This is a genomic window from Neisseria lactamica, from assembly GCF_901482445.1.
Taxonomy (GTDB): Bacteria; Pseudomonadota; Gammaproteobacteria; order Burkholderiales; family Neisseriaceae; genus Neisseria; species Neisseria lactamica.
The window spans coordinates 1265864-1285965 of record NZ_LR590477.1; the positions used below are offsets into that span (position 1 = coordinate 1265864).

The window sequence follows — 20102 nt, forward strand, 5'->3', positions numbered from 1 at the left end:
GACGGCACGGCTGCAATCTGCCGATACCTGTTTTCCCTATTCTCCGGATTCTTCTTCAGGCAAACCGTCGGTGCGGTAGCGGACCGAAAATCCGTCTTTGTACCTCATATCCGCATAGGATAACCGATTTTTATTTTTACGCAACAAATGCTGCCAGGCTTCGGCAAAAAGCCTGAGGCGCCGTATATCGTTTTCCCGCCCGAGCCTGACCGTGATGTTGTTGTCCAACACGACAATCCACGCCGAACGCGCCGTGTAGCTTATTTCTTTGATGCCCAAACCCTGTTTTGCCAAAATTGCCGAAAATTCGCCGTAATGGCGGAGTATGTCGGCAGACGTTCCTTCCGCGCCCCTGAATACCGGCAGGCCGGGGCTGTCCAAATGTGCCTTAAAGACATTCCCATCGCCGTCCACCAAGGTGCTGCCGCCCCAACGCGCAACCGGCTTGCGTTCCGTCAGGACGATTTCAACCGTATCGGGGAACAGGCGGCGCACCTTCGCGGACGCAATCCACGGGTATCGGCGGTAGGCTTCCTGCGCCCCGTCAATATCCGCCCGCAATATATTCCCGTGAATATATTTCCTTGCCAGATTACCCAGTACTTTCCGATCGGAATAAACCAAATCGCCCTTCAGCAATACCTTTTTGACGGGAAGGTGATTTGAATTGTAAAACCAAACGAGTCCCGACGAGGCCAGCAGCACCGCCATTACGGCGAGCAGCCGGCGCGTCAGCCGTTCCATTGCTTCGGCATTATCCCACATATGCGGTCTTCAAAATTTCAATGCATAAATCGGCAAAACCCACGCCTGTCCGGGCGGCGGATTTCGGTACTAAACTGTGGCTCGTCATACCGGGCAGGGTGTTGATTTCCAAAAGGTAAAGTTTGCCGTCGGTATCTTTGAGGAAATCGACGCGCACGCAGCCCGCCGCGCCGATTGCCTGCGCCCCCCGTACCGCCAGGGAGCGCATCAGGGTTTCTTCAGCCTCGCCCAAGTCTTCGGCCGGGCATTGATAAACCGTGTCGTCGCGGTTGTATTTGGCTTCGTAATCGTAGAACTCGGTCGCCGGGATGATGTGTATGCTCGGCAGACCTTTGCCGTTCAACACGGGGCAGGAATATTCGCCGCCGCCGATAAACCGCTCGGCAATGATTTCGCCCTGGAGGTGTTTCAATTCTTCGTAAACGCTTTTCAGACGGCCTTTTTCTTTGACTTTCACCACGCCGACGCTGCTGCCTTCGGCTGCCGGTTTCACAAACATCGGCAGGCCTAATTTTTCTTCGACGGCATCGAAATCGGAGTCGTCGTGCAGGACGGCGAACTCGGGAACGGGCAGTCCCAAGGCTTGCCAAATCAGTTTGCAGCGGTATTTGTCCATCCCGATGGCGGAGGCGGCGACACCGCTGCCGGTGTAAGGAATGCCCAACAGTTCCAACGCGCCTTGAACCGCACCGTCTTCGCCGTAAACGCCGTGAAGGGTGTTGAATGCCGTCTGAAAGCCCCGCTCCTTCAATTCGGATAAGGGCGTTTCTTTAGGATCGAAGGCGTGTGCGTCTATGCCTTTGCTTTTTAAGGCGTTCAAAATGGCGGTGCCGCTGTCCAGCGAGATTTCTCGTTCGCTGGAGAAGCCGCCCATTAACACGGCTACTTTGCCAAAATCCTGCATTGTGTTTGTTCTTTCTTGATTGCTTTATTTTTTGATACAGGCCGTCTGAAAGTAAACCGGGTGTTCAGACAGCCTTAATCTTGTTTGCCCCGCCTGATGGAACATTGCTTCATCGGGCGGCTGTCGCAGCATCACGATAAACGGCGTTCAGGCTTTCTCCGACAGCTCCAGCAGCGCGGCAGGCACGCGGTTGATACTGCCCGCCCCCATATTCAACACGATGTCGCCATCCTGTAAAACGTTTAATAGCATTTCGGGCAGGTCGGCGACGTTTTCGCAGTAAATCGGCTCGAGTTTGCCCAACACGCGGATGGCGCGGGCAAGGGCGCGGGAATCGGCGGCGGCAACCGGTTCTTCACCGGCGGCATAAACTTCGGTCAGCACCAGCGCATCAACGGTATTGAGTACTTTGGTAAAGTCTTCAAACAAATCGCGCGTGCGGGTATAGCGGTGCGGCTGGAAGGCGAGTACCAAACGTTTTTCCGGATACGCGCCGCGTGCGGCGGCGAGGGTTGCCGCCATTTCGACAGGGTGGTGTCCGTAGTCGTCCACCAGCAAAGCGGTTCCGCCGTTTGGCAACTTGATGTCGCCATATTTTTGGAAGCGGCGGCCGACACCTTCAAAGCCGAGCAAGCCTTTTTGGATCGCTTCAACCGATGCGCCGACTTCCAGCGCCACGCCGATGGCTGCCAATGCGTTCAGCACGTTGTGTCTGCCGGGCATATTCAGCACGACTTCAAACGACTCCTGCTCATGTCCTTTCATTTGAACATGAACGGTAAACTTCATTTGCGCGCCGACGTTTTCGATGTCGGTGGCGTAGATGTCGGCGGCATCGTCCAAACCGTAGGTGGCGTAGGGTTTGCTCACTTTGGGCAGAATCGCGCGGACGTGTTCGCTGTCGACACACAAAAAGGCTTTGCCGTAAAACGGCATACGGTGGATAAAATCGACAAACGCCTGATGCAGTTTTTCGACACTGTGTCCGTAGGTATCCATATGGTCTTCGTCGATATTGGTGACGACGGACATAATCGGGGTCAGATGCAGGAAGGATGCATCGGATTCGTCGGCTTCGGCGACGATGTATTCGCCTTTGCCCAAGCGGGCGTTAGTACCTGCGGCATTGAGTTTGCCGCCGATAACGAAAGTGGGGTCGAGTCCTGCCGCACCGAGGATGGAGGCGGTCAGGCTGGTGGTCGTGGTTTTGCCGTGCGTACCGGCGATGGCGATGCCGTCACGGAAGCGCATCAGCTCCGCCAGCATCAGGGCGCGCGGAATGACGGGGATTTGCTGCTCCAGCGCGGCAACGACTTCGGGATTGTCTTTTTTGACGGCGGTAGAGGTAACGACAACATCCGCGCCGTTGACGTGTTCGGCGGTATGACCGGGATAAACTTGGATGCCTAGGCTGCCCAAATGCTCGGTAGCGGCATTTCGCGCCTGATCCGAACCGGAAACTTTAAAGCCCAAATTGTGCAAGACTTCGGCGATACCGCTCATACCGGCTCCGCCGATACCGACAAAATGGATGTTGCTGACTCGATTTTTCATCATAATGCTGCGTTCCGGTTGGTTTCTAATGTGCAAAGGCGTTATTTTAAAGGTCTGACCGATTGTGCGCCATAGTTTTCCGGCAAATTCAAACGGATGCCGTCTGAAAGCCTCCGTTCAGACGGCATTTGCACCGCCGCGCCGTTTGCCTTTGCGTCAGAGCGCACACGCGACGGCGGCTTCCGCCACATCGTCCGCGCTGTGCGGCAGTGCCAGCTTGCGGGCGTTTTCCGCCCATCTGAGGCACTTTTCTCGGTTCAGGCTGCCGAGGATTTCGGCGAGTTTTTCCGCCGTCAACTGACTTTGCGGCAACAGCAATCCCGCCTCCGCCTGCACCATAAAACGCGCGTTGGCGGTTTGATGGTCGTCGACGGCGTAAGGATACGGCACCAACAGCGCGCCCAGCCCCGCCGCCGTCAATTCGGCAATCGTCAGCGCGCCGGCACGGCAGATGACCAAGTCGGCATCGCGGTAGGCGGACACCATGTCGGTAATAAATTCCACGCATTCGGATTTCACGCCCAGCGCGTCGTAATCCGCCTGCAGTCCGCCCAGCTTGCCCCGGCCCGATTGGTGATACATCTGCGGACGCGCATCTTCGGGCAGCAAAGCCAATGCCTGCGGTACGGTTTTGTTCAAAACGTCTGCGCCCAAACTGCCGCCGACCACCAAAATTTTCAGATGGCCTTCACGCCCTTCAAAGCGTTCGGCAGGCGCGGGCAGCTTGGCAATATCGGCGCGGACGGGGTTGCCGACCAAACCGCCTTCATGGCTGAACGCTTTAGGGAAAGCGTACAACACCCGCTTCGCCCAGCGCGACAGGTGGCGGTTGGACAAACCGGCTACGGCATTTTGCTCGTGAATCACAATCGGCACGCCCAAGAGTTTCGCCGCCAAACCGCCGGGGAAGGTAACGAAGCCGCCGAACCCGATAACGCACTCGACGCGGTGTTTGCGGATAATCCGCTGCGCCTCGCGGACGGTTTTGTACAGAGTAAACGGCAGCATCAGCTTGCGTTTGATGCCGTTGCCGCGCACGCCTTTAATCGCCAGCGTTTCCAAGCGTATGCCGTATTGCGGCACGATACGCTCTTCCATCGAATCCTTGCTGCCCAGCCAAATTACATGATGGCCGCGCGCGCGCAACGAATCTGCCACCGCCAGCGCAGGGAAAATATGACCGCCCGTTCCGCCCGCCATCAGCATAAAGGTTTTACCGCCCATCATTTACTCCACTTGGTAACCGCGCATTTTTTGGCGGTTTTCATAATCGATACGCAACAGCAGCACCATACTGAAAAGCGTTGACAACACTGCCGAACCGCCGTAAGAAATCAGCGGCAGCGTCAGGCCTTTGGTCGGCAACGCGCCGATATTCACGCCGATGTTGAAGAAACTTTGGATACCGATCCAAATGCCGATGCCGAAAGCGATATAGGCACTGAAGCCCAGCCCCAAATCACGCGCCTGTTTGCCGATGGAAAACGCGCGTACGACCAGCCAGCCGTAACAGAACACCAGCACGCACATACCGAAGAAACCGAATTCTTCGGCAATAATGGCGAAAATAAAATCGGTATGCGCTTCCGGCAGAAACCCGCGTTTGCTCAAACTCGCCCCCAAACCCATACCGAACCAGTCGCCCCGCCCGATCGCCATCAGCGACTGGGTAAGCTGGTAGCCTGTGTTCTGTTTGTCCTGCCAGGGATCGAGAAAGGTCAGCACCCTTTGCATACGGTAAGGGGCGGCGGCAATCATCAGCGCCATCCCGGTCAAAACACTGCCCACCAGAATGAAAAAATATTTCCACGGCAAACCCGCAAGGAACAGCAATCCGACAGTAATGACGGTAATCACGACAAACGAACCGAAATCCGGCTGGAACATCACCAGCGTCAAGCCGAGCGCCACCAGCACGATAGGCAGGATAATCGACCGGAAGCGGTTATACATTTCTTTGGTTTCGCGGCGCGCCTGAGGATTGGTGAAGGACATCGCCAGATTGGCAATCCCCCGCCAAATCGACCGCCAGCCGAGGTGTTCCATACTGCGTAACACTTCTTCGCGGCGGGTAAACAGGCTGGCCAGATAAAGAATGACCGCCGGCTTGAACAACTCGGTCGGCTGGGCATTGAATCCAAACAAGGGAATCCAACGTTTCGCACCATTGACTTCATTGCCGACAACCAGCACGACGACCAGGGACATAAACGAACCGGCGAATATCCACGGCACAAGCCGCCGCAACGTTTTCATATTAAGAAACTTTTTTTTATTAAAAAAACTACAGAAACCGTAGATGAGGGCGAAGATGGCGGCGAAGGCAGCGACAAATCCCGCCTGTTTGCCGGCATAACCGAATTGGCTGCCGCCTTCGCGCACCGCCGAATCCACCGAAGCCGAATAAATCATCAACAGGCCGAATGCCGTCATCAGCACCAGCATCCACAAAAGCGGCGTGTCGAATTTCCTGCCGTCGCGCACGACCTGCCTGTCGAGCAGCACGGTATGGATACTGCTCCCCGCCTTTACCAATATGTCCGAAATCTTCAAAAAAACCACCTGTCAGTCTGTTTGCACCTGCCGCAAAGGGCAAAAATTTCAGACGGCAGACAATGCCGTCCGAACATACGATACATCCCAAATCGGTATTCTAAATCTTTACTTGCCGCCCAACAATGACGGCGTTTGCGTTTCAGACGGCATCACAAAGCCTTGAACGCTTCGATAAACACTTCCGAACGGTGCGCGTAGCCTTTAAACATATCGAAACTCGCGCAAGCCGGGCTGAGCAACACAATATCGCCCGCTTCGGCTCGGGCGTATGCCGTCTGAACGGCTTCTTCCAAAGTGGCGCAGTCGGTCATATTCAGACCACAGCCGTCCAAATCGCGTCGGATTTGCGGCGCATCGACACCAATTAAGAACACGCCTTTTGCCTTATCCTTCAACGCGTCGCGCAGAGGCGTGAAGTCCTGCCCTTTGCCCATGCCGCCCAAAATCACGAAGAGCGGATTTTGCAAACCGGCAATCGCGGCGACAGTCGCGCCGACGTTCGTGCCTTTGCTGTCGTCGATAAACACCACGCCGTTTTTCTCGCCGATTTTTTCCACGCGGTGCGGCAGGCCTTGGAAGGTTTTAACGTGTTCGAGCAACTCGTTTCGCGGCAAACCGACGGCTTCGCACAAGGCGACGGCAGCCATCACGTTGGCGGCGTTGTGCAAGCCTTGCAGAGGAATGTCTTGTGTGGCAATCAAATCTTCATCGCCTTGTTTCAGGCGGCCTGTCTCGCGTTCCAACCAGAAATCAGCTTCGTGTTCCAACGAAAACCATTTTACCTCGCGCCCTGCCCGTTTCATCGCGCGACAGAAGACGTCGTCCGCATTCAAAACCTGCACACCGTCGCCACGGAAAATCTTGTCCTTGGTATGCGCGTAGTCGAGCAAGTCGTCGTAACGGTCGAGATGGTCTTCGGAAATGTTCAGCACCGTCGCCGCAGTCGGGCGCAGGCTTTCAGTGTTTTCCAGTTGGAAGCTGGAAAGCTCCAACACCCACACATCCGCCTTTTTGCCTTCGCGCTGCCATTCCGCCTCCAAAACCGGCGTGCCGATATTGCCCGCGATAACGGTATCCAGCCCGCACTTGATGCAGAGATAGCCGACCAGGCTCGTTACCGTGGTTTTGCCGTTGCTGCCGGTAATCGCAATCACCTTGTCGCCGCGGCGGTTCACAATGTCCGCCAGCAATTCGATGTCGCCCAACACGCGCCCGCCGTTTTGCTTGAACGCCTCGATATCCGGCTGCCGCTCGCTGATGCCCGGGCTGAGCGCCAGAATATCGAAACCGTTGGAGAGCGCATCTTTCAGACGGCCCGTATAAAACACCAGCCCGTCAAACATCTTACCGATTTGCGACACCCGCTCCGGTTTCAGCTCCGCATCATAAGCGGCAACCTCCGCGCCGTTTTTGCGCAGGTAGGCAATCATGGAAATACCCGTGCCGCCAAGTCCGGCGACGAGGATTTTTTTGTTTTGGAAAGTCATTGTGGTTTTGTCCTAAAACAAATCATATTGAACAGAGAGATGTCCGCCCCCTGCCCAAGCCGCTTTCAGACGGCATCGCGAGCTGTTCAATAACCCGCCTTCAGGCGTTGGTAATTGTCGCAGGCTTTTTGGTCTCCGTTTTGACAAGCCTTACCGTACCATTCTTGTGCAAGGGCGAGGTCTTGGCGCACGCCGCGTCCTTCGGCATACATCCCGCCCAAATTGAATTGGGCTTGGGCTAACCCCTGTTCCGCCGCCTGCCGATACCATCTGACCGCTTCGGCATCGTCTTGACGCACACCTTGTCCATTTTCATACGCCACGCCCAAATTGTTTTGGGCTTGGGCTAACCCCTGTTCCGCCGCCTGCCGATACCATTTGACCGCTTCGGCATCATCCCGGCGCACGCCGCGTCCGTTGGCATACATATTGCCCAAATTGAATTGGGCTTGGGCTAACCCCTGATCCGCCGCCTGCCGAAACCATCTGACCGCTTCGGCATCATCTTGGCGCACGCCGCGTCCATCTTTATACATCCCGCCCAAATTGGTTTGGGCTGCGGCATCCCTCTGCGCTGCCGCCTGCCGATACCATCTGACCGCTTCGGCATCGTCTTGGCGCACGCCGCGTCCTGTGCCATACATCAAGCCCAAATTGGTTTGGGCTACGGCATACCCCTGCTCCGCCGCCTGCCGATACCATCTGACCGCTTCGGCATCGTCTTGGTGCACGCCGCGTCCTGTGCCATACATCAAGCCCAAATTGTATTGGGCTTGGGCTAACCCCTGATCCGCCGCCTGCCGAAACCATTTGACCGCCTCGACGTAATCTTGGCGCACGCCTTGTCCTTCGGCATACATCACGCCCAAATTGAATTGGGCTTGGGCATCCCCTTGTTCTGAAGCCTTGCGATACCACTGCACTGCCTGTACATAATCTTGACGAACTCCTTGTCCATTTTCATACATCACACCCAAATTGAATTGGGCTGCTGCATTTCCCTGTGCTGCCGCCTGCAAGTTTTCCCGAAAATCCGATACGTCATCCGCCCACGCCGCTTGGTTCAAGCCCAAGGCAATCAGGGCGGCGGCAAGCCATTTGACTGTCTGTTTCATGGTTTCTCTCCTGTTTCAGTATAAGGCGAGGTTTCAGCCGCCGTTAACGATAAGGCGGGGCGGATTGCCGCCGCAGGTTTATTGCGCGTTCAAATGCCGTCTGAAAGGTGTTCAGACGGCATAGGTTCAGCGGATTTTGAGGGTACTCAAGCCGATCAATACCAAGACGATGGTAATAATCCAAAAGCGGACGACGACTTGGGTTTCTTTCCAGCCTTTTTGTTCGTAATGGTGGTGGATGGGCGCCATCAGGAAGATGCGTTTTTTGGTTTTTTTGTACCAGCCGACCTGAAGCATAACGGACACGGCTTCTACGACAAATAATCCGCCCATAATGACGAGGACAAACTCTTGGCGGACGATGACGGCAACGGTACCGAGCGCGGCACCCAATGCCAGCGCGCCGACATCGCCCATAAAGACTTGCGCGGGATAGGCGTTGAACCACAAAAATCCGAGGCACGCGCCGCACATGGCGGTGCAGAATATAGCGACTTCGTTCGCACCGGCGACATAGGGAAGCTGGAGGTATTGGGAAAATTGGTAGTGTCCGCTGACGTAGGCGAAAATGGCAAGTCCGGCGGCAACGAGGACGACGGGGAAGGCGGCAAGGCCGTCCAAGCCGTCGGTGAGGTTGACGGCGTTGGATGTGCCGACGATGGTCAGGTAAGACAACACCAAAAAGCCGGCCACGCCCAGCGGCAGGGCGATTTGTTTGAAGAACGGGACAATCAAAATATTGTTGGCGGAATTGGCGGCAAGGTAAAACAATGCCAAACCGGCGATAACGGCAACGCTTGACTGCCACACCATTTTGAATTTGGCGGACACGCCGTTGGGGTCTTTATAGACGACTTTGCGCCAGTCGTCGTAAAAACCGAGCGCACCGGTGGCAAGCAGTACGCCCAAGAGAATCCAGATATACGGGTTCGCCCAGTTGCCCCACAACAGGGTGGACACGGTAATGGCAGTCAGAATCAGCGAACCGCCCATCGTCGGCGTGCCGTTTTTGACGAGGTGGGTTTGCGGGCCGTCGGTACGCACTGCCTGCCCGCATTTGAGCGCGGTCAGCCTGCGTATCGTCCACGGACCGAACATCAGGGAAAACGCCAAGGCGGTCAACGCCGCCATGACGGCGCGGAATGTGGTGTATTGAAAAATATTCAGGCCGGTTAACCAGTTGCTGAAATGTGCGAGCCATAAAAACATGGGGCTTCCTTTTTTTGTTTTGTCGTTATAGTGGATTAACAAAAACCAGTACGGCGTTGCCTCGCCTTAGCTCAAAGAGAACGATTCTCTAAGGTGCTCAAGCACCAAGTGAATCGGTTCCGTACTATTTGTACTGTCTGCGGCTTCGTCGCCTTGTCCTGATTTTTGTTAATCCACTATACATCGGGCTTGCGCCCGTTTGAGGTTGGCTTACCGCCCGGCAAGGTTTCGGACGGCTTTTGCAGATTAACGTGCAGGGACTTTCTCAATCACGCAAATCGGGTAACTCCCCGGATTTTTGCCGCCGCCCAAGTCTAAACATAAATCTTCATAAAGATACGCCTGCGTCCGCATTCCGGCATAAAACGCGCCGACCAGTGCGGCAATCAGCAATAAGGCTTTAAAAAAACGTCGGCTTTTCATTTTCACTTATCCTCCAATGCCTCGACCACTTCTTCCATCTGCATAAAGCGCGAACCTTTCACCAACACGGTGGCGCGTTCGGGCAAATCGTGGCGCAACACTTGAATCAACGGGTCTTTGGCGGCGAACCACAAACCGTCTGCGCCAAATGTTTCCGCCGCTTCGACGCTGTTGTCGCCGACAAAATAAGCCGCTTCGATGCCTTGGTCGCGGGCATACGCGCCGACTTCGGCGTGCATGGCGGCTGCTTCGTCCTCGCCCAGTTCGCCCATATCGCCCATCACGAAAATACGCGGCGCAGGCATACGCGCCAACACGTCAATCGCGGCTTTCATACTGTCGGGATTCGCATTGTAGGTATCATCAATCAGGGTCGCGCCTTTGATGCCGGATTTGACGTTCAGACGGCCTTTGATATTGCTGAAACCTTTCAAACCTTCCGCCACATCGTTCAAACCCAAACCCGCAGCCAAAGCCAGCGCGGCGGCAGCGGCGGCGTTGTGGACATTGTGGCGGCCGGGAACAGGCAGCACCACGGCTGCGCGTTCGTCGCCGCACACCAAATCAAATTCGCACGACAAAGGTTTCAGCACGATATTTTCCGCGTGGACATCGCCGCTATCGATACCGAAAGTGTGCGTATTCAAATTAAGCGTTGCCGTTTTGAAAACAGCCAGATTGGCATCTTCTTGAGGAATCAGCGCAATGCCGTCTGAACATAAGCCTTGATAAATCTCGCTTTTCGCTTTGGCAATATCGCCCACTCCGTCAAAACCGCAGCCGATATGGGCGCGCAGGGCATTGTTGGCCAAGGCGGCATCGGGTTTGGCGATTTGCGTTAAAACCGCCAGTTCGCCAAAATGGTTCATGCCCATTTCAATCACGGCATAGCGGTGTTTTTCGTTTAATTTCAACAAAGTAAGCGGCAATCCGATGTGGTTGTTGAAATTGCCCGCCGTCGCCAAAACGGCATCATTGCCGAAACGGCGGCGCAATACCGCAGCCAGCATTTCCTTTACCGTCGTCTTGCCGACCGAACCGGTAATGCCGAACACAAACGGATTCACATTTTCACGCCACGCCTTTGCCAGCGTTTGCAATGCGGCAAGCGTGTCATCAACTTTCAACGCGTCTTTCAAAGACGCGCAATCTTCGCGCGAAACCACAACCGCCGCCGCACCCGCAGCCAATACGTCTTCAACAAAATCATGCGCGTCAAACCGCCCGCCCGCCAATGCGAAAAACACATCGCCTACGCGGATGTCGCGGCTGTCGGTTACGATGCGCGACACGGGTTTGTTTTCAGACGGCATCGGAAGCTTGAGGGCTTGGCAGATGAAATTTAGATCCAGTGGTTTCATGGTTTCTTCCGTTTATTTTTTCAGACGGCCTCACATCACCATCTGTAAATGTTTCATCATAGATTTAGGTGTAACAAAAGTTAAACCGTACATACTGCCCAATGCCGCCGCCTGACTTTCCTCTAAATCGGCAGCCAGTATCACAAAGCGTTCATCCGGCAAATTCAACCGTTTTTTCAAACGTACATATTTTTCAATGTCCCGTCTGAATTCCCCTGATTTACATTCCACCACAACCGGCTCTTTACCCATCGGTAAAAATACGACATCCAACTCCTGTTTATCTTCATTGCCGAATTCGATTTTCACATTTCTAGCGCAAGAAAAAGCATAATCCTTGCCTTTTTGTTTTGCTTCTTCAAGCATTTTGCCCAAGGCAAACCATTCAAGCCAACCGCCGCAAAAAAAGTGTTTGATGGCAGTGGCACGTTGCAGGTTCAAGCGGACAATTTTTTCCTGTTTCTGATAAAAATACTTAGAAAACAAAGTATGGCTATAAAATTGCCGGCATAGGTTATTCATTGTCTGCCCGTCTTTTTGCGACATTTTGCCGATATCCAAACTAATGCTTGTGTGGTTGTGGCCGTATGCCCGAATAATCTGGCCCAACATATTTTTAGTAATCTGATAATTACCGCCCAATTTAGCGGCAGCCTCATCAAAAAAACCGCTCATATTGACCGCCTGCAAGTTAAACATCGGCACAATATTGGCCCAGGCAAACCATTGGCGTATCGGTTCATGCTGTTTTTCAGTAGCCAAAATGTCAGTTTCCGATAAATTAACGCCTGTCAGCAGGTTATAATTTTGGTTTTCCGAACCGGTATCTTGTTGTGCATTTTCCTCACCGCCGTCTTCCTGTTGCTTCAAAGCCTGCAATTCCCGGTTTACCGAGAAATAACGTTCCAACAATTTACTGACAAAAAATAAAGTGTCGTAAACCCTAACCGGAGCCGTGCATTTTGGACAGGCAATTTCACTCATTCCGGATTCGTAGTAATGCTCATTCATGCAACCGCATTTATTGCAACGGTAAATACCCATTTTTTTCCTTAGATTCAGATTACATAAATCAAGATTCATAATGTTTCAGACGGTCTTTCATCTCCGCCCCGCCAACGCTTTTTCCGCAACTTCAAAATCGGAAAAATGGTGCTTCACGCCTTGTACATCCTGATAGTTTTCGTGTCCTTTGCCGGCAATCAAAATGATATCGCTTGCGGCGGCGCGTTCGACTGCATAACGGATGGCGGCGGCGCGGTCGGCTTCGACGCGCTCAGGATTAGGTACAGCAGGCAAAATATCGTTGATGATGTCTTGCGGATTTTCCAAACGCGGGTTGTCGCCGGTAACGACGACTTTATCCGCGCCCTGTACGGCTGCCGCGCCCATCAGCGGGCGTTTGCCGCGATCGCGGTTGCCGCCGCAACCGAATACGCACCACAAAGCCGCACCCTGCGGTTTGATTTCCTGCAAGGTGGCGAGTGCTTTTTCCAATGCGTCGGGCGTGTGGGCGTAATCGACGACGACCAAGGGCTTGCCGCTGTTCATAATGCAATCCATACGGCCTGAAGCAGGACGGATTTTTTCCAACACATCCAATACCTTATCCAGCGGATAGCCGTTGGCACACAGCAAGGCGATGCAGGCGGCGAGATTTTGCGCGTTGAACCGTCCGAGCAGGCGCGTGCGGCATTTCCCTTCGCCCCAAGGGGTTCGGAATACGGCCTCTATGCCGTCTGAAGAGGCGGTGAAATCGGTAATGCGGATGTCGGCTTGCTCGCTGAAGCCGTAACTGTAAACGACCAAATCGGGACAGTCTTTTTTCAGACGACCTACGAGTTCCGCGCCGTATTCATCATCTACATTGATAACGGCGTGTTGCAGGTCGTGCCAGTAAAACAGGCGCGACTTGATAGCGCCGTAGGCTTCCATCGTGCCGTGGTAGTCAAGGTGGTCGCGTGTGAGATTGGTAAAGATTGCGCTGCAAAACGACACACCGTTGACGCGCGACTGGTCAAGCCCGTGGCTGGAAACTTCCATCGCGGCGGCGGTTGCGCCCTGTTGGCGGAAACGGTAGAGCAGGGTTTGGACATCGACGGGCGCGGGGGTGGTGTGCGTGGTTTCTTCCAATGCGCCCCAAAAGCCGTTGCCGACTGTGCCGATAATGGCGGTTTTTTCGCCCAATAAATCGGCAGCCTGCGCCAGCCATTGTGTGATGGAGGTTTTGCCGTTGGTTCCGGTTACGCCCCAGACTTTGAGGCCGTCTGAAACGTTGCCGTAAACCTGTGCCGCCAAGATACCGGCACGGTGTTTCAAATCTCTGATGCCTTGATTGGGGACTTTCCATTCGGGATTCCACGCGAATTTGCCATCGTCGTCCCAAAAAACAAAAGCCGCGCCGTTGGCAACGGCGGCGGGGATATAGCTGCGGCCGTCGGCATATTCGCCCGGACAGGCAACGAAAATATCGCCTTGTTTGATTTGGCGGCTGTCTGAATGCAACAAACGCCCTGCCGCGTTTGCACACGGCAGGGGCGGAATGCCGGTTTCAGCCAAAGGGGTTAACTTGCTGAACATAAAACAATCTCGTTGATACTTGGATTAAGACGGTGTTTTGACGGCTGCGGCGGTCAGGGGCTTGGTCGGGGAAACGCCCAAGATGTTCAGGCTGCCACCCATAATTTTTTTGAAGGGCGGCCCTGCCACTACGCCGCCGTAATAGCCGTTGGCGGTCGGTTCGTCGATGGTTACCGCCACAATCACGCGGGGATTTTTGGCGGGGGCAAAACCGATAAAGGTAGCGACGTGTTTGTTGTCGGCATAACGTCCGTTGACGAACTTGCGCGCCGTGCCGGTTTTCGCGCCGACATCGAAACCGTCCACCGCGCCCGCCGTACCGGTGCCGCCCGGCTCGGTTACGGAAACCATCAGATTGCGTACCTCGCGCGCGGTCGATTCTTTGAATATGCGTTTGCCTTGCGGCGCAACCGCCTGTTTTTCAAAGCTGACCGGCAGCAAAACGCCGTCGTGCGTCAGTGCGGTATAGGCGCGCGCCAATTGCAGCAGGCTCAATTGCAGGCCGTAACCGAAAGACATCGTCGCCTGTTCGATAGGCCGCCATTTCCGCCAATCGCGCAACACGCCCGCGCTTTCCCCCGGAAAGCCGGAATGCATACGCACACCGATACCCAAGCTGTGGTACAAGTCATACATTTCTTCCGAACTGAACCGTGCAGACAGCTTGCTTGTACCGACATTGGAAGATTTCTGCATAATGCCGCGCACATCCAAAGAAGGGTAAACATGGGTATCGCGCACCGGTGCCGGGCCGATTTTATAAGGCTGCGTATTCAATCTCTCGTTCACATCGGTTTTGCCCGCATCCAATGCTTTTGCAATGACGAACGGCTTTATCGCCGAACCGGGCTCGATCATGTCGGTAACGGCACGGTTGCGCCTCTGTTCGCTGTCTGCCTGACCGGGTTTGTTGGGCTCGTAGGCAGGCGTATTGGCCAAGGCGAGGATTTCTCCCGTGCGGGCATCCAAAACCACCACCGTTCCGGCTTTTGCCTGATGGTATTCGACCGCCTTGTTCAACTCTTCATAAGCCAAAGTCTGAATCCTCTGATCCAGAGAAAGAATAATGTCTTTGCCGTTTTGCGGGGCTTTATTGCGCGGGGAGTCCAAGCTGTCCACAATATTGCCCTGCCGGTCCCGCAAAACGACTTCCGCGCCGTCTTCGCCATGCAGGCTGTCTTCAAGCGAAAGTTCCAAACCTTCCTGACCTTTGCCGTCAATATCGGTAAATCCGATGACGTGTGCAAAAAGGCTGCCCATCGGGTAATGGCGTTTTAATTCTTTTTCAAATGCAAAATGCTTCAAGCCTAAGGCATCGATTTTCTCGGCAACCTTGGGATCGAGCTGCCGCTTAATCCAAATAAACGACTTGCCTTTCTGTTCGAGTTTGTTCCTCAAAACATCAACCGGCACATCGACAAGCCCGGAAAGCTGTTCCAATTGCGCCCCGGTCGGCATCTCCTCCATATCTTTGGGGACGGCATACAGGGACTCCGTCGGCGCGCTCAATGCCAAAACCGCACCGTTCCTGTCCGAAATCGTACCGCGCGCGGCAGGCAGCGACTGGGTCCGCACAATTTGGTTGTCGCCTTGATTTTTTAAGAAGTTATACGTTACCGTCTGAAGATACAGCCCGCGGACTATCAAACCGGCAAACAAAACCGCCATCGCCAGCAGGACGAAGCCGATCCGCCCGTCACTGGTCAGCGGTTTTTTAACCTGTTCTCCCTTGGAAATCATCCGGGGCTTATATTCGCTCTTAATCAACATTTTACTTCTCGTTATTTTATTTTGCCGCCCGCCGCCGAAACCCGGTTCCGGCAGGCGGCCTGCTTCTATCTTTGATGTTCCACCATAAAGGTATTGCCTGAAGCCGGCGGGCGGAGGTTTTGTTTTTCTGCCGCCGCCCTAATCGCTTCGTGGTTCGCCAAACGCGCCTGTTGCAGCCTCATTTGCGCGTAATCCTGCTCCAAGGCGATTTCCTGTTTTTTTGCCTTATCCAAAGCCGTAAAGTTAAGCCTGTACTGGTTTTGCTGAATCACGACGAGAAAAGCCGAAACACAAACCGCCGGCAGCAGAAAGAAATTCAATTTATTCATTGTTGTTCTAATGTCTTCCCTGTTATTCCGCCGGTATCGGGCCGGCAGTCCGTTCCGCCACACGCAAAACCGCGCTCCTCGCCCTCGGATTGGCGGCAACTTCCGCCCCGCCCGGCTTTAATGCCTTGCCCACGATTTTCAGGGGCGGCTCGGGCAAATCCGCTTCCCTGACCGCCGCCCAACGCGGCAAGGGCGCGTGTCGGGAATATTTCCCGACAAACTGCTTCACAATCCGGTCTTCCAAAGAATGGAACGCGATAACTGCCAAACGCCCGCCCTGTTTCAACCGGCACATCACCTGCGGCAATACCGCCTCTACCTCTTCAAGCTCGCGGTTAATAAAGATGCGGACCGCCTGGAAGGTGCGCGTCGCAGGGTCTTGCCCGCGCTCGCGAGTACGGACGTTTTGTGCCGCGAGCTGCGCCAGCTTGCGGGTTGTATCAATGGGATTTTCCGCCCGTTGCGCGACAATGGCGCGCGCAATCTGACGGCTAAACCGCTCTTCACCATAATTTTTAATCACCTCGTGCAAATCCTGCTCCGATGCCGATGCAATCCACTCTGCCGCCGACATCCCGCGCGTCGTGTCCATACGCATATCCAAAGGCGCATCAAAACGGAAACTGAAACCGCGTGCCGCGTCATCGATTTGCGGGGACGAAACACCCAAATCGAATAATGCGCCGTCCACGTCGCCGATGCCCAAATCATCCAATGCCGTCTGAAAAGAAGCAAAGCCCCCGTGCACGACGCTGACCCGCTTATCCGAACGCGCCAATTCTTCTGCCGCGGCAACCGCCCGGGGATCTTTATCAAATACGACCAGCCGGCCCGCATCGCCCAGACGGGACAAAATCAGCCGGGAATGCCCTCCCCTGCCGAACGTACCGTCCACATAGACACCATCCTCGCGTACGGCAAGCGCATCTACAGCCTCATACGGCAAAACCGTGATATGCCGGTAATTTTCTGTTTCACTCACAATTGCAAATCCGTCTGACTCAACTGGAAGGCAAGCTCTTCCGGATCGTCGTCCAAAGCCTGAACCATCTCAGCCTCCCACTGCTCGCGACCCCAAAGCTCCAAACGGTTGGCACGTCCGACCAAAACAACCTCGCGGTCAAAAACCACCCTCTTCCTCAGTCCGGCAGGAAGCAGCACCCGACCGGCACCGTCCCATTCCAAAATTTCCGCGTTATGCAGCAGAAGGTTTTGAAACCGCCGTAAAACAGGGTTATCCGCAACTTTTAAATTTAAAAGTTGCGCCGCGACTTTTTCCCACTCCGCAACAGGGTACATCAACAGCTTATGCTTCGACTCAAGCGTTACGACCACGGCAGGCGTATAGAGGCGCGACAGGATATCGCGGAATTTGGCAGGAACCGCCAACCGCCCTTTGCTGTCGATACTCAATTCATGTGCGCCGCCGAACATAGATGTCCCAAGCTGAAGTTAAAATTAAATAAGGGTAAAGAAGACACTTTGACCCACATTCCCCCACTAATCGACACTATAAGAAATTTTAAACACTCGGTCAAATCAAGGCAGGAAAACTCATTAACATATCCGAAATTTTTATTCCTTTTAAAAACAATAAGATAAAAATTCCAACAACGGCACGGCGGGGGGCGGCACAGAATGTTTGAATCAGCGGATAACTATATATGATTAATTTAATAATATAAACACAATATATAGTATTGAAATAAAGCCATGACAGCACCCGCACCAACGTGTAATATGCGTACAAATCCAATAAATTTACACAAGATAACATTTATCATGCCCCTCCCCCCACCCTCCCCTGCCGCGCAACAATCCTCAATCAACCTTCAAACCCTCCTTGCCGAAGAAATCGGCAAACACGACAACTGGATTCCATTTTCACGTTTTATGGAGCTGGTTTTATACGCCCCTCAATACGGCTATTACACCGGAGGCAGCCATAAAATCGGTAACGACGGGGATTTTATTACCGCCCCTACCCTTACCCCCCTGTTTGCCCGCACACTGGCACGCCAACTTCAAGAACTCCTACCCCAAACTGCAGGCAATATCTATGAATTCGGTGCGGGAACCGGCCAACTCGCCGCCGATTTGTTAAACAACCTTTCAGACGGCATCAACCGTTACTACATTATTGAAATATCGCCGGAGCTGGCCGTACGTCAGAAAAATCTGATTCAAGCCCACGCACCGGAAGCGTCTCACAAAGTTATCCACTTGTCCGCACTTCCGGAAATATTTGACGGCATCATCATCGGTAACGAAGTACTCGATGCCATGCCTGTCGAAATCATCCGTAAAGATGAAGGCGGCTTATTCGAGCATGTCGGCGTTTGCCTGGATAACGGCCGTTTCGCCTATTCGGCAAGACCCTTGAATGACCCGTCGCTGTCGGCTTCGGCTTCCCTTTATTTCCCCCAAACAGATTTCCCCTATACCGGCGAACTGCACCCGCAACAATATGCCTTCATCCGCACCCTTGCCTCAAGACTCGAACACGGCTGCATGATATTCATCGACTACGGTTTTGATGCGGCACAGTATTACCACCCCCAACGCAGTCAAGGTACGCTGATCGGACACTACCGGCATCACGTTATCCACAATCCTTTCGACTTCATCGGATTGGCCGACCTGACCGCCCACGTCAACTTTACCGACATCGCCCAAGCAGGGACGGATGCCGGATTAGATTTGATAGGCTACCTCCCCCAATCCCATTTCTTATTAAACTTGGGCATTACCGAACTGTTGGCACAGACGGGTAAAACGGATTCGGCAGCCTATATCCGTGAAGCCGCCGCTGTTCAGAAACTGATTGACCAGCACGAAATGGGCGAACTGTTTAAAGTCATCGCATTCGGAAAAAATATCGGCATCGACTGGACAGGATTTTGTTTCGGCGACATCTGCCACAAACTCTAATTCACCGACCGCCCCAACCCTTTTCAGGCGGCATAAAATTTTTAATATTTAAAAACAGCATACTAATTCAAAATTGAAAAATACGGCTTGTCAAAAAAACAAAAAAACATATAATAGCGGCTTCACGAAACGGCGAATTAGCTCAGTCGGTTAGAGCAGAGGAATCATAATCCTTGTGTCCGGGGTTCGAGTCCCTGATTCGCCACCATATTTCGGGGGTATAGCTCAGTTGGTAGAGCGCTTGCATGGCATGCAAGAGGTCAGCGGTTCGATCCCGCTTACCTCCACCAAATAAAAAAGCACACACCATAAAAGGTATGTGCTTTTTTTATTTTGTTTTTTATTTCGACTGTGTCTGAATACCCGCCCGATTCCATCCGTTTGCAAGAAAAAAGCCGTATTTCCGTTTGTGCAGAAATCGACCCCATTAAATAAAATGGCATTTGTCCGGCTAATTAGGGCTGCATCAACGGAATATTAAAACACAACCTTTTATTTCCAATCCTTGATAAGCCGGCAAACAGGCTTCAATTGGATGAGACTATTGTGGCAAATGCCGTCTGAAACGGCTTTTAATCGGGTTTAGAACTTATTTGCCGGAGGCGGTAAAAAACCGCCCCGAGGCGGGGCGGTACAGGCTAGATAAGGGAGAATAAAATCTTGAATATGCAGAGATAGGGAAGAACCCACAACCACCGCTGCCGGCGGCAGAAGAACCACATACCGAATAATGCCGTACAAAGTATCAAAACAACAAACCTGTCTCCCATAATGAGTGTTCGGACAATCTCTTTGTCCGCCGATACCCAATAGGCGGTAAACGGCAGGCAGGACAGGTAGACATACCATTTGCCGTTCACTGACAATCTGTTCGCAAGCAGTTGGATCAGTTGGATAAATTCCATGATTCTCTCCGGCATATTGCGTTTAAATGCCCATCAAAGCCATTTCGAGGCGGCTTCTCCAGTTCAAAGCCGCCGTGACAATACAACTGCGGTAACGTTGATTAGTTAGTGCAATAAAAAGTATTTCCTTTCAAACTCTGAAACAAATCGGCGTACCGATCAATCTGACATCCTCTTTCTACCGTCCGACACAAATCCGACCCGAAAATATAT

19 protein-coding genes and 2 tRNA genes are annotated in these 20102 nt (G+C 53.5%); 3 read left to right on the forward strand and 18 right to left on the reverse strand.

What is annotated here, in order from left to right; genetic code table 11:
- Positions 1-36: 36 nt before the first annotated feature.
- The 17 genes from FGL10_RS06600 to mraZ form a co-directional block, all read right to left on the reverse strand.
- On the reverse strand, positions 37-765 hold the full coding sequence (locus tag FGL10_RS06600; protein ID WP_003711129.1) for a cell division protein FtsQ/DivIB: 729 nt from the start codon (positions 763-765) through the stop codon (positions 37-39).
- The gene (locus FGL10_RS06605; protein WP_003711130.1) at positions 755-1669 is read right to left on the reverse strand and encodes a D-alanine--D-alanine ligase; all 915 of its coding nucleotides are present in this window, start codon (positions 1667-1669) and stop codon (positions 755-757) included. Before FGL10_RS06605 ends, FGL10_RS06600 begins: the two co-directional genes overlap by 11 nt.
- A gap of 147 nt (positions 1670-1816) precedes the next feature.
- A complete protein-coding gene (gene murC / locus FGL10_RS06610; RefSeq protein ID WP_003711131.1) occupies positions 1817-3226 on the reverse strand; it encodes a UDP-N-acetylmuramate--L-alanine ligase in 1410 nt (469 codons plus the stop codon).
- A 38-nt stretch (positions 3227-3264) separates the two neighbouring features.
- Positions 3265-3390 carry a hypothetical protein gene (locus FGL10_RS12790; protein ID WP_003711132.1) on the reverse strand — a complete coding sequence of 42 codons (126 nt, stop codon included), beginning with the start codon at positions 3388-3390 and terminating at the stop codon, positions 3265-3267.
- A complete protein-coding gene (gene murG / locus FGL10_RS06615; RefSeq protein ID WP_036470468.1) occupies positions 3380-4447 on the reverse strand; it encodes an undecaprenyldiphospho-muramoylpentapeptide beta-N-acetylglucosaminyltransferase in 1068 nt (355 codons plus the stop codon). The genes FGL10_RS12790 and murG overlap by 11 nt, the downstream gene beginning before the upstream one ends.
- A gap of 3 nt (positions 4448-4450) precedes the next feature.
- Positions 4451-5785: an FtsW/RodA/SpoVE family cell cycle protein gene (locus FGL10_RS06620; protein ID WP_036475171.1), complete on the reverse strand. Its 1335-nt coding sequence runs from the start codon at positions 5783-5785 to the stop codon at positions 4451-4453.
- 143 nt (positions 5786-5928) lie between these two features.
- Positions 5929-7266, reverse strand: a complete 1338-nt coding sequence (gene murD / locus FGL10_RS06630) for a UDP-N-acetylmuramoyl-L-alanine--D-glutamate ligase (protein WP_003711137.1) — start codon at positions 7264-7266, stop codon at positions 5929-5931.
- A gap of 86 nt (positions 7267-7352) precedes the next feature.
- Positions 7353-8381, reverse strand: coding sequence for an SEL1-like repeat protein (locus FGL10_RS06635; RefSeq protein WP_036475173.1), 1029 nt, complete (start codon positions 8379-8381; stop codon positions 7353-7355).
- Between the two features lie 126 nt (positions 8382-8507).
- The gene (mraY, locus tag FGL10_RS06640) at positions 8508-9590 is read right to left on the reverse strand and encodes a phospho-N-acetylmuramoyl-pentapeptide-transferase (protein WP_013448496.1); all 1083 of its coding nucleotides are present in this window, start codon (positions 9588-9590) and stop codon (positions 8508-8510) included.
- A 246-nt stretch (positions 9591-9836) separates the two neighbouring features.
- On the reverse strand, positions 9837-10013 hold the full coding sequence (locus FGL10_RS06650; RefSeq protein WP_002218790.1) for a hypothetical protein: 177 nt from the start codon (positions 10011-10013) through the stop codon (positions 9837-9839).
- Between the two features lie 2 nt (positions 10014-10015).
- Positions 10016-11374 (reverse strand): UDP-N-acetylmuramoyl-tripeptide--D-alanyl-D-alanine ligase, encoded by a 1359-nt coding sequence (locus tag FGL10_RS06655; protein ID WP_003709949.1) that lies wholly within the window; start codon positions 11372-11374, stop codon positions 10016-10018.
- A gap of 30 nt (positions 11375-11404) precedes the next feature.
- Positions 11405-12418 carry a Card1-like endonuclease domain-containing protein gene (locus tag FGL10_RS06660; protein WP_036469997.1) on the reverse strand — a complete coding sequence of 338 codons (1014 nt, stop codon included), beginning with the start codon at positions 12416-12418 and terminating at the stop codon, positions 11405-11407.
- Positions 12419-12475: 57 nt separating this feature from the next.
- A complete protein-coding gene (locus tag FGL10_RS06665; RefSeq protein WP_003709945.1) occupies positions 12476-13954 on the reverse strand; it encodes a UDP-N-acetylmuramoyl-L-alanyl-D-glutamate--2,6-diaminopimelate ligase in 1479 nt (492 codons plus the stop codon).
- Positions 13955-13978: 24 nt separating this feature from the next.
- Positions 13979-15724 carry a peptidoglycan D,D-transpeptidase PBP2 gene (gene penA, locus FGL10_RS06670; protein WP_003709943.1) on the reverse strand — a complete coding sequence of 582 codons (1746 nt, stop codon included), beginning with the start codon at positions 15722-15724 and terminating at the stop codon, positions 13979-13981.
- A gap of 65 nt (positions 15725-15789) precedes the next feature.
- The gene (gene ftsL, locus FGL10_RS06675) at positions 15790-16053 is read right to left on the reverse strand and encodes a cell division protein FtsL (protein WP_003709941.1); all 264 of its coding nucleotides are present in this window, start codon (positions 16051-16053) and stop codon (positions 15790-15792) included.
- A gap of 22 nt (positions 16054-16075) precedes the next feature.
- Positions 16076-17035, reverse strand: a complete 960-nt coding sequence (gene rsmH / locus FGL10_RS06680) for a 16S rRNA (cytosine(1402)-N(4))-methyltransferase RsmH (protein WP_003709939.1) — start codon at positions 17033-17035, stop codon at positions 16076-16078.
- Positions 17032-17487, reverse strand: coding sequence for a division/cell wall cluster transcriptional repressor MraZ (gene mraZ / locus FGL10_RS06685; RefSeq protein WP_003709938.1), 456 nt, complete (start codon positions 17485-17487; stop codon positions 17032-17034). Before mraZ ends, rsmH begins: the two co-directional genes overlap by 4 nt.
- A 348-nt stretch (positions 17488-17835) precedes the next feature.
- On the opposite strand from mraZ, the gene FGL10_RS06690 reads away from it, so the two are divergent.
- The 3 genes from FGL10_RS06690 (at position 17836) to FGL10_RS06700 (ending at position 19274) form a co-directional block, all read left to right on the forward strand.
- Positions 17836-18984: a class I SAM-dependent methyltransferase gene (locus FGL10_RS06690; protein WP_036469992.1), complete on the forward strand. Its 1149-nt coding sequence runs from the start codon at positions 17836-17838 to the stop codon at positions 18982-18984.
- 131 nt (positions 18985-19115) lie between these two features.
- Positions 19116-19192: transfer RNA gene (locus FGL10_RS06695), tRNA-Met, on the forward strand.
- A gap of 6 nt (positions 19193-19198) precedes the next feature.
- Positions 19199-19274: transfer RNA gene (locus tag FGL10_RS06700), tRNA-Ala, on the forward strand.
- Between the two features lie 348 nt (positions 19275-19622).
- Here the strand turns inward: FGL10_RS06700 and FGL10_RS06705 are convergent.
- Positions 19623-19889: a hypothetical protein gene (locus tag FGL10_RS06705; RefSeq protein ID WP_118778675.1), complete on the reverse strand. Its 267-nt coding sequence runs from the start codon at positions 19887-19889 to the stop codon at positions 19623-19625.
- Between the last annotated feature and the right edge of the window lie 213 nt (positions 19890-20102).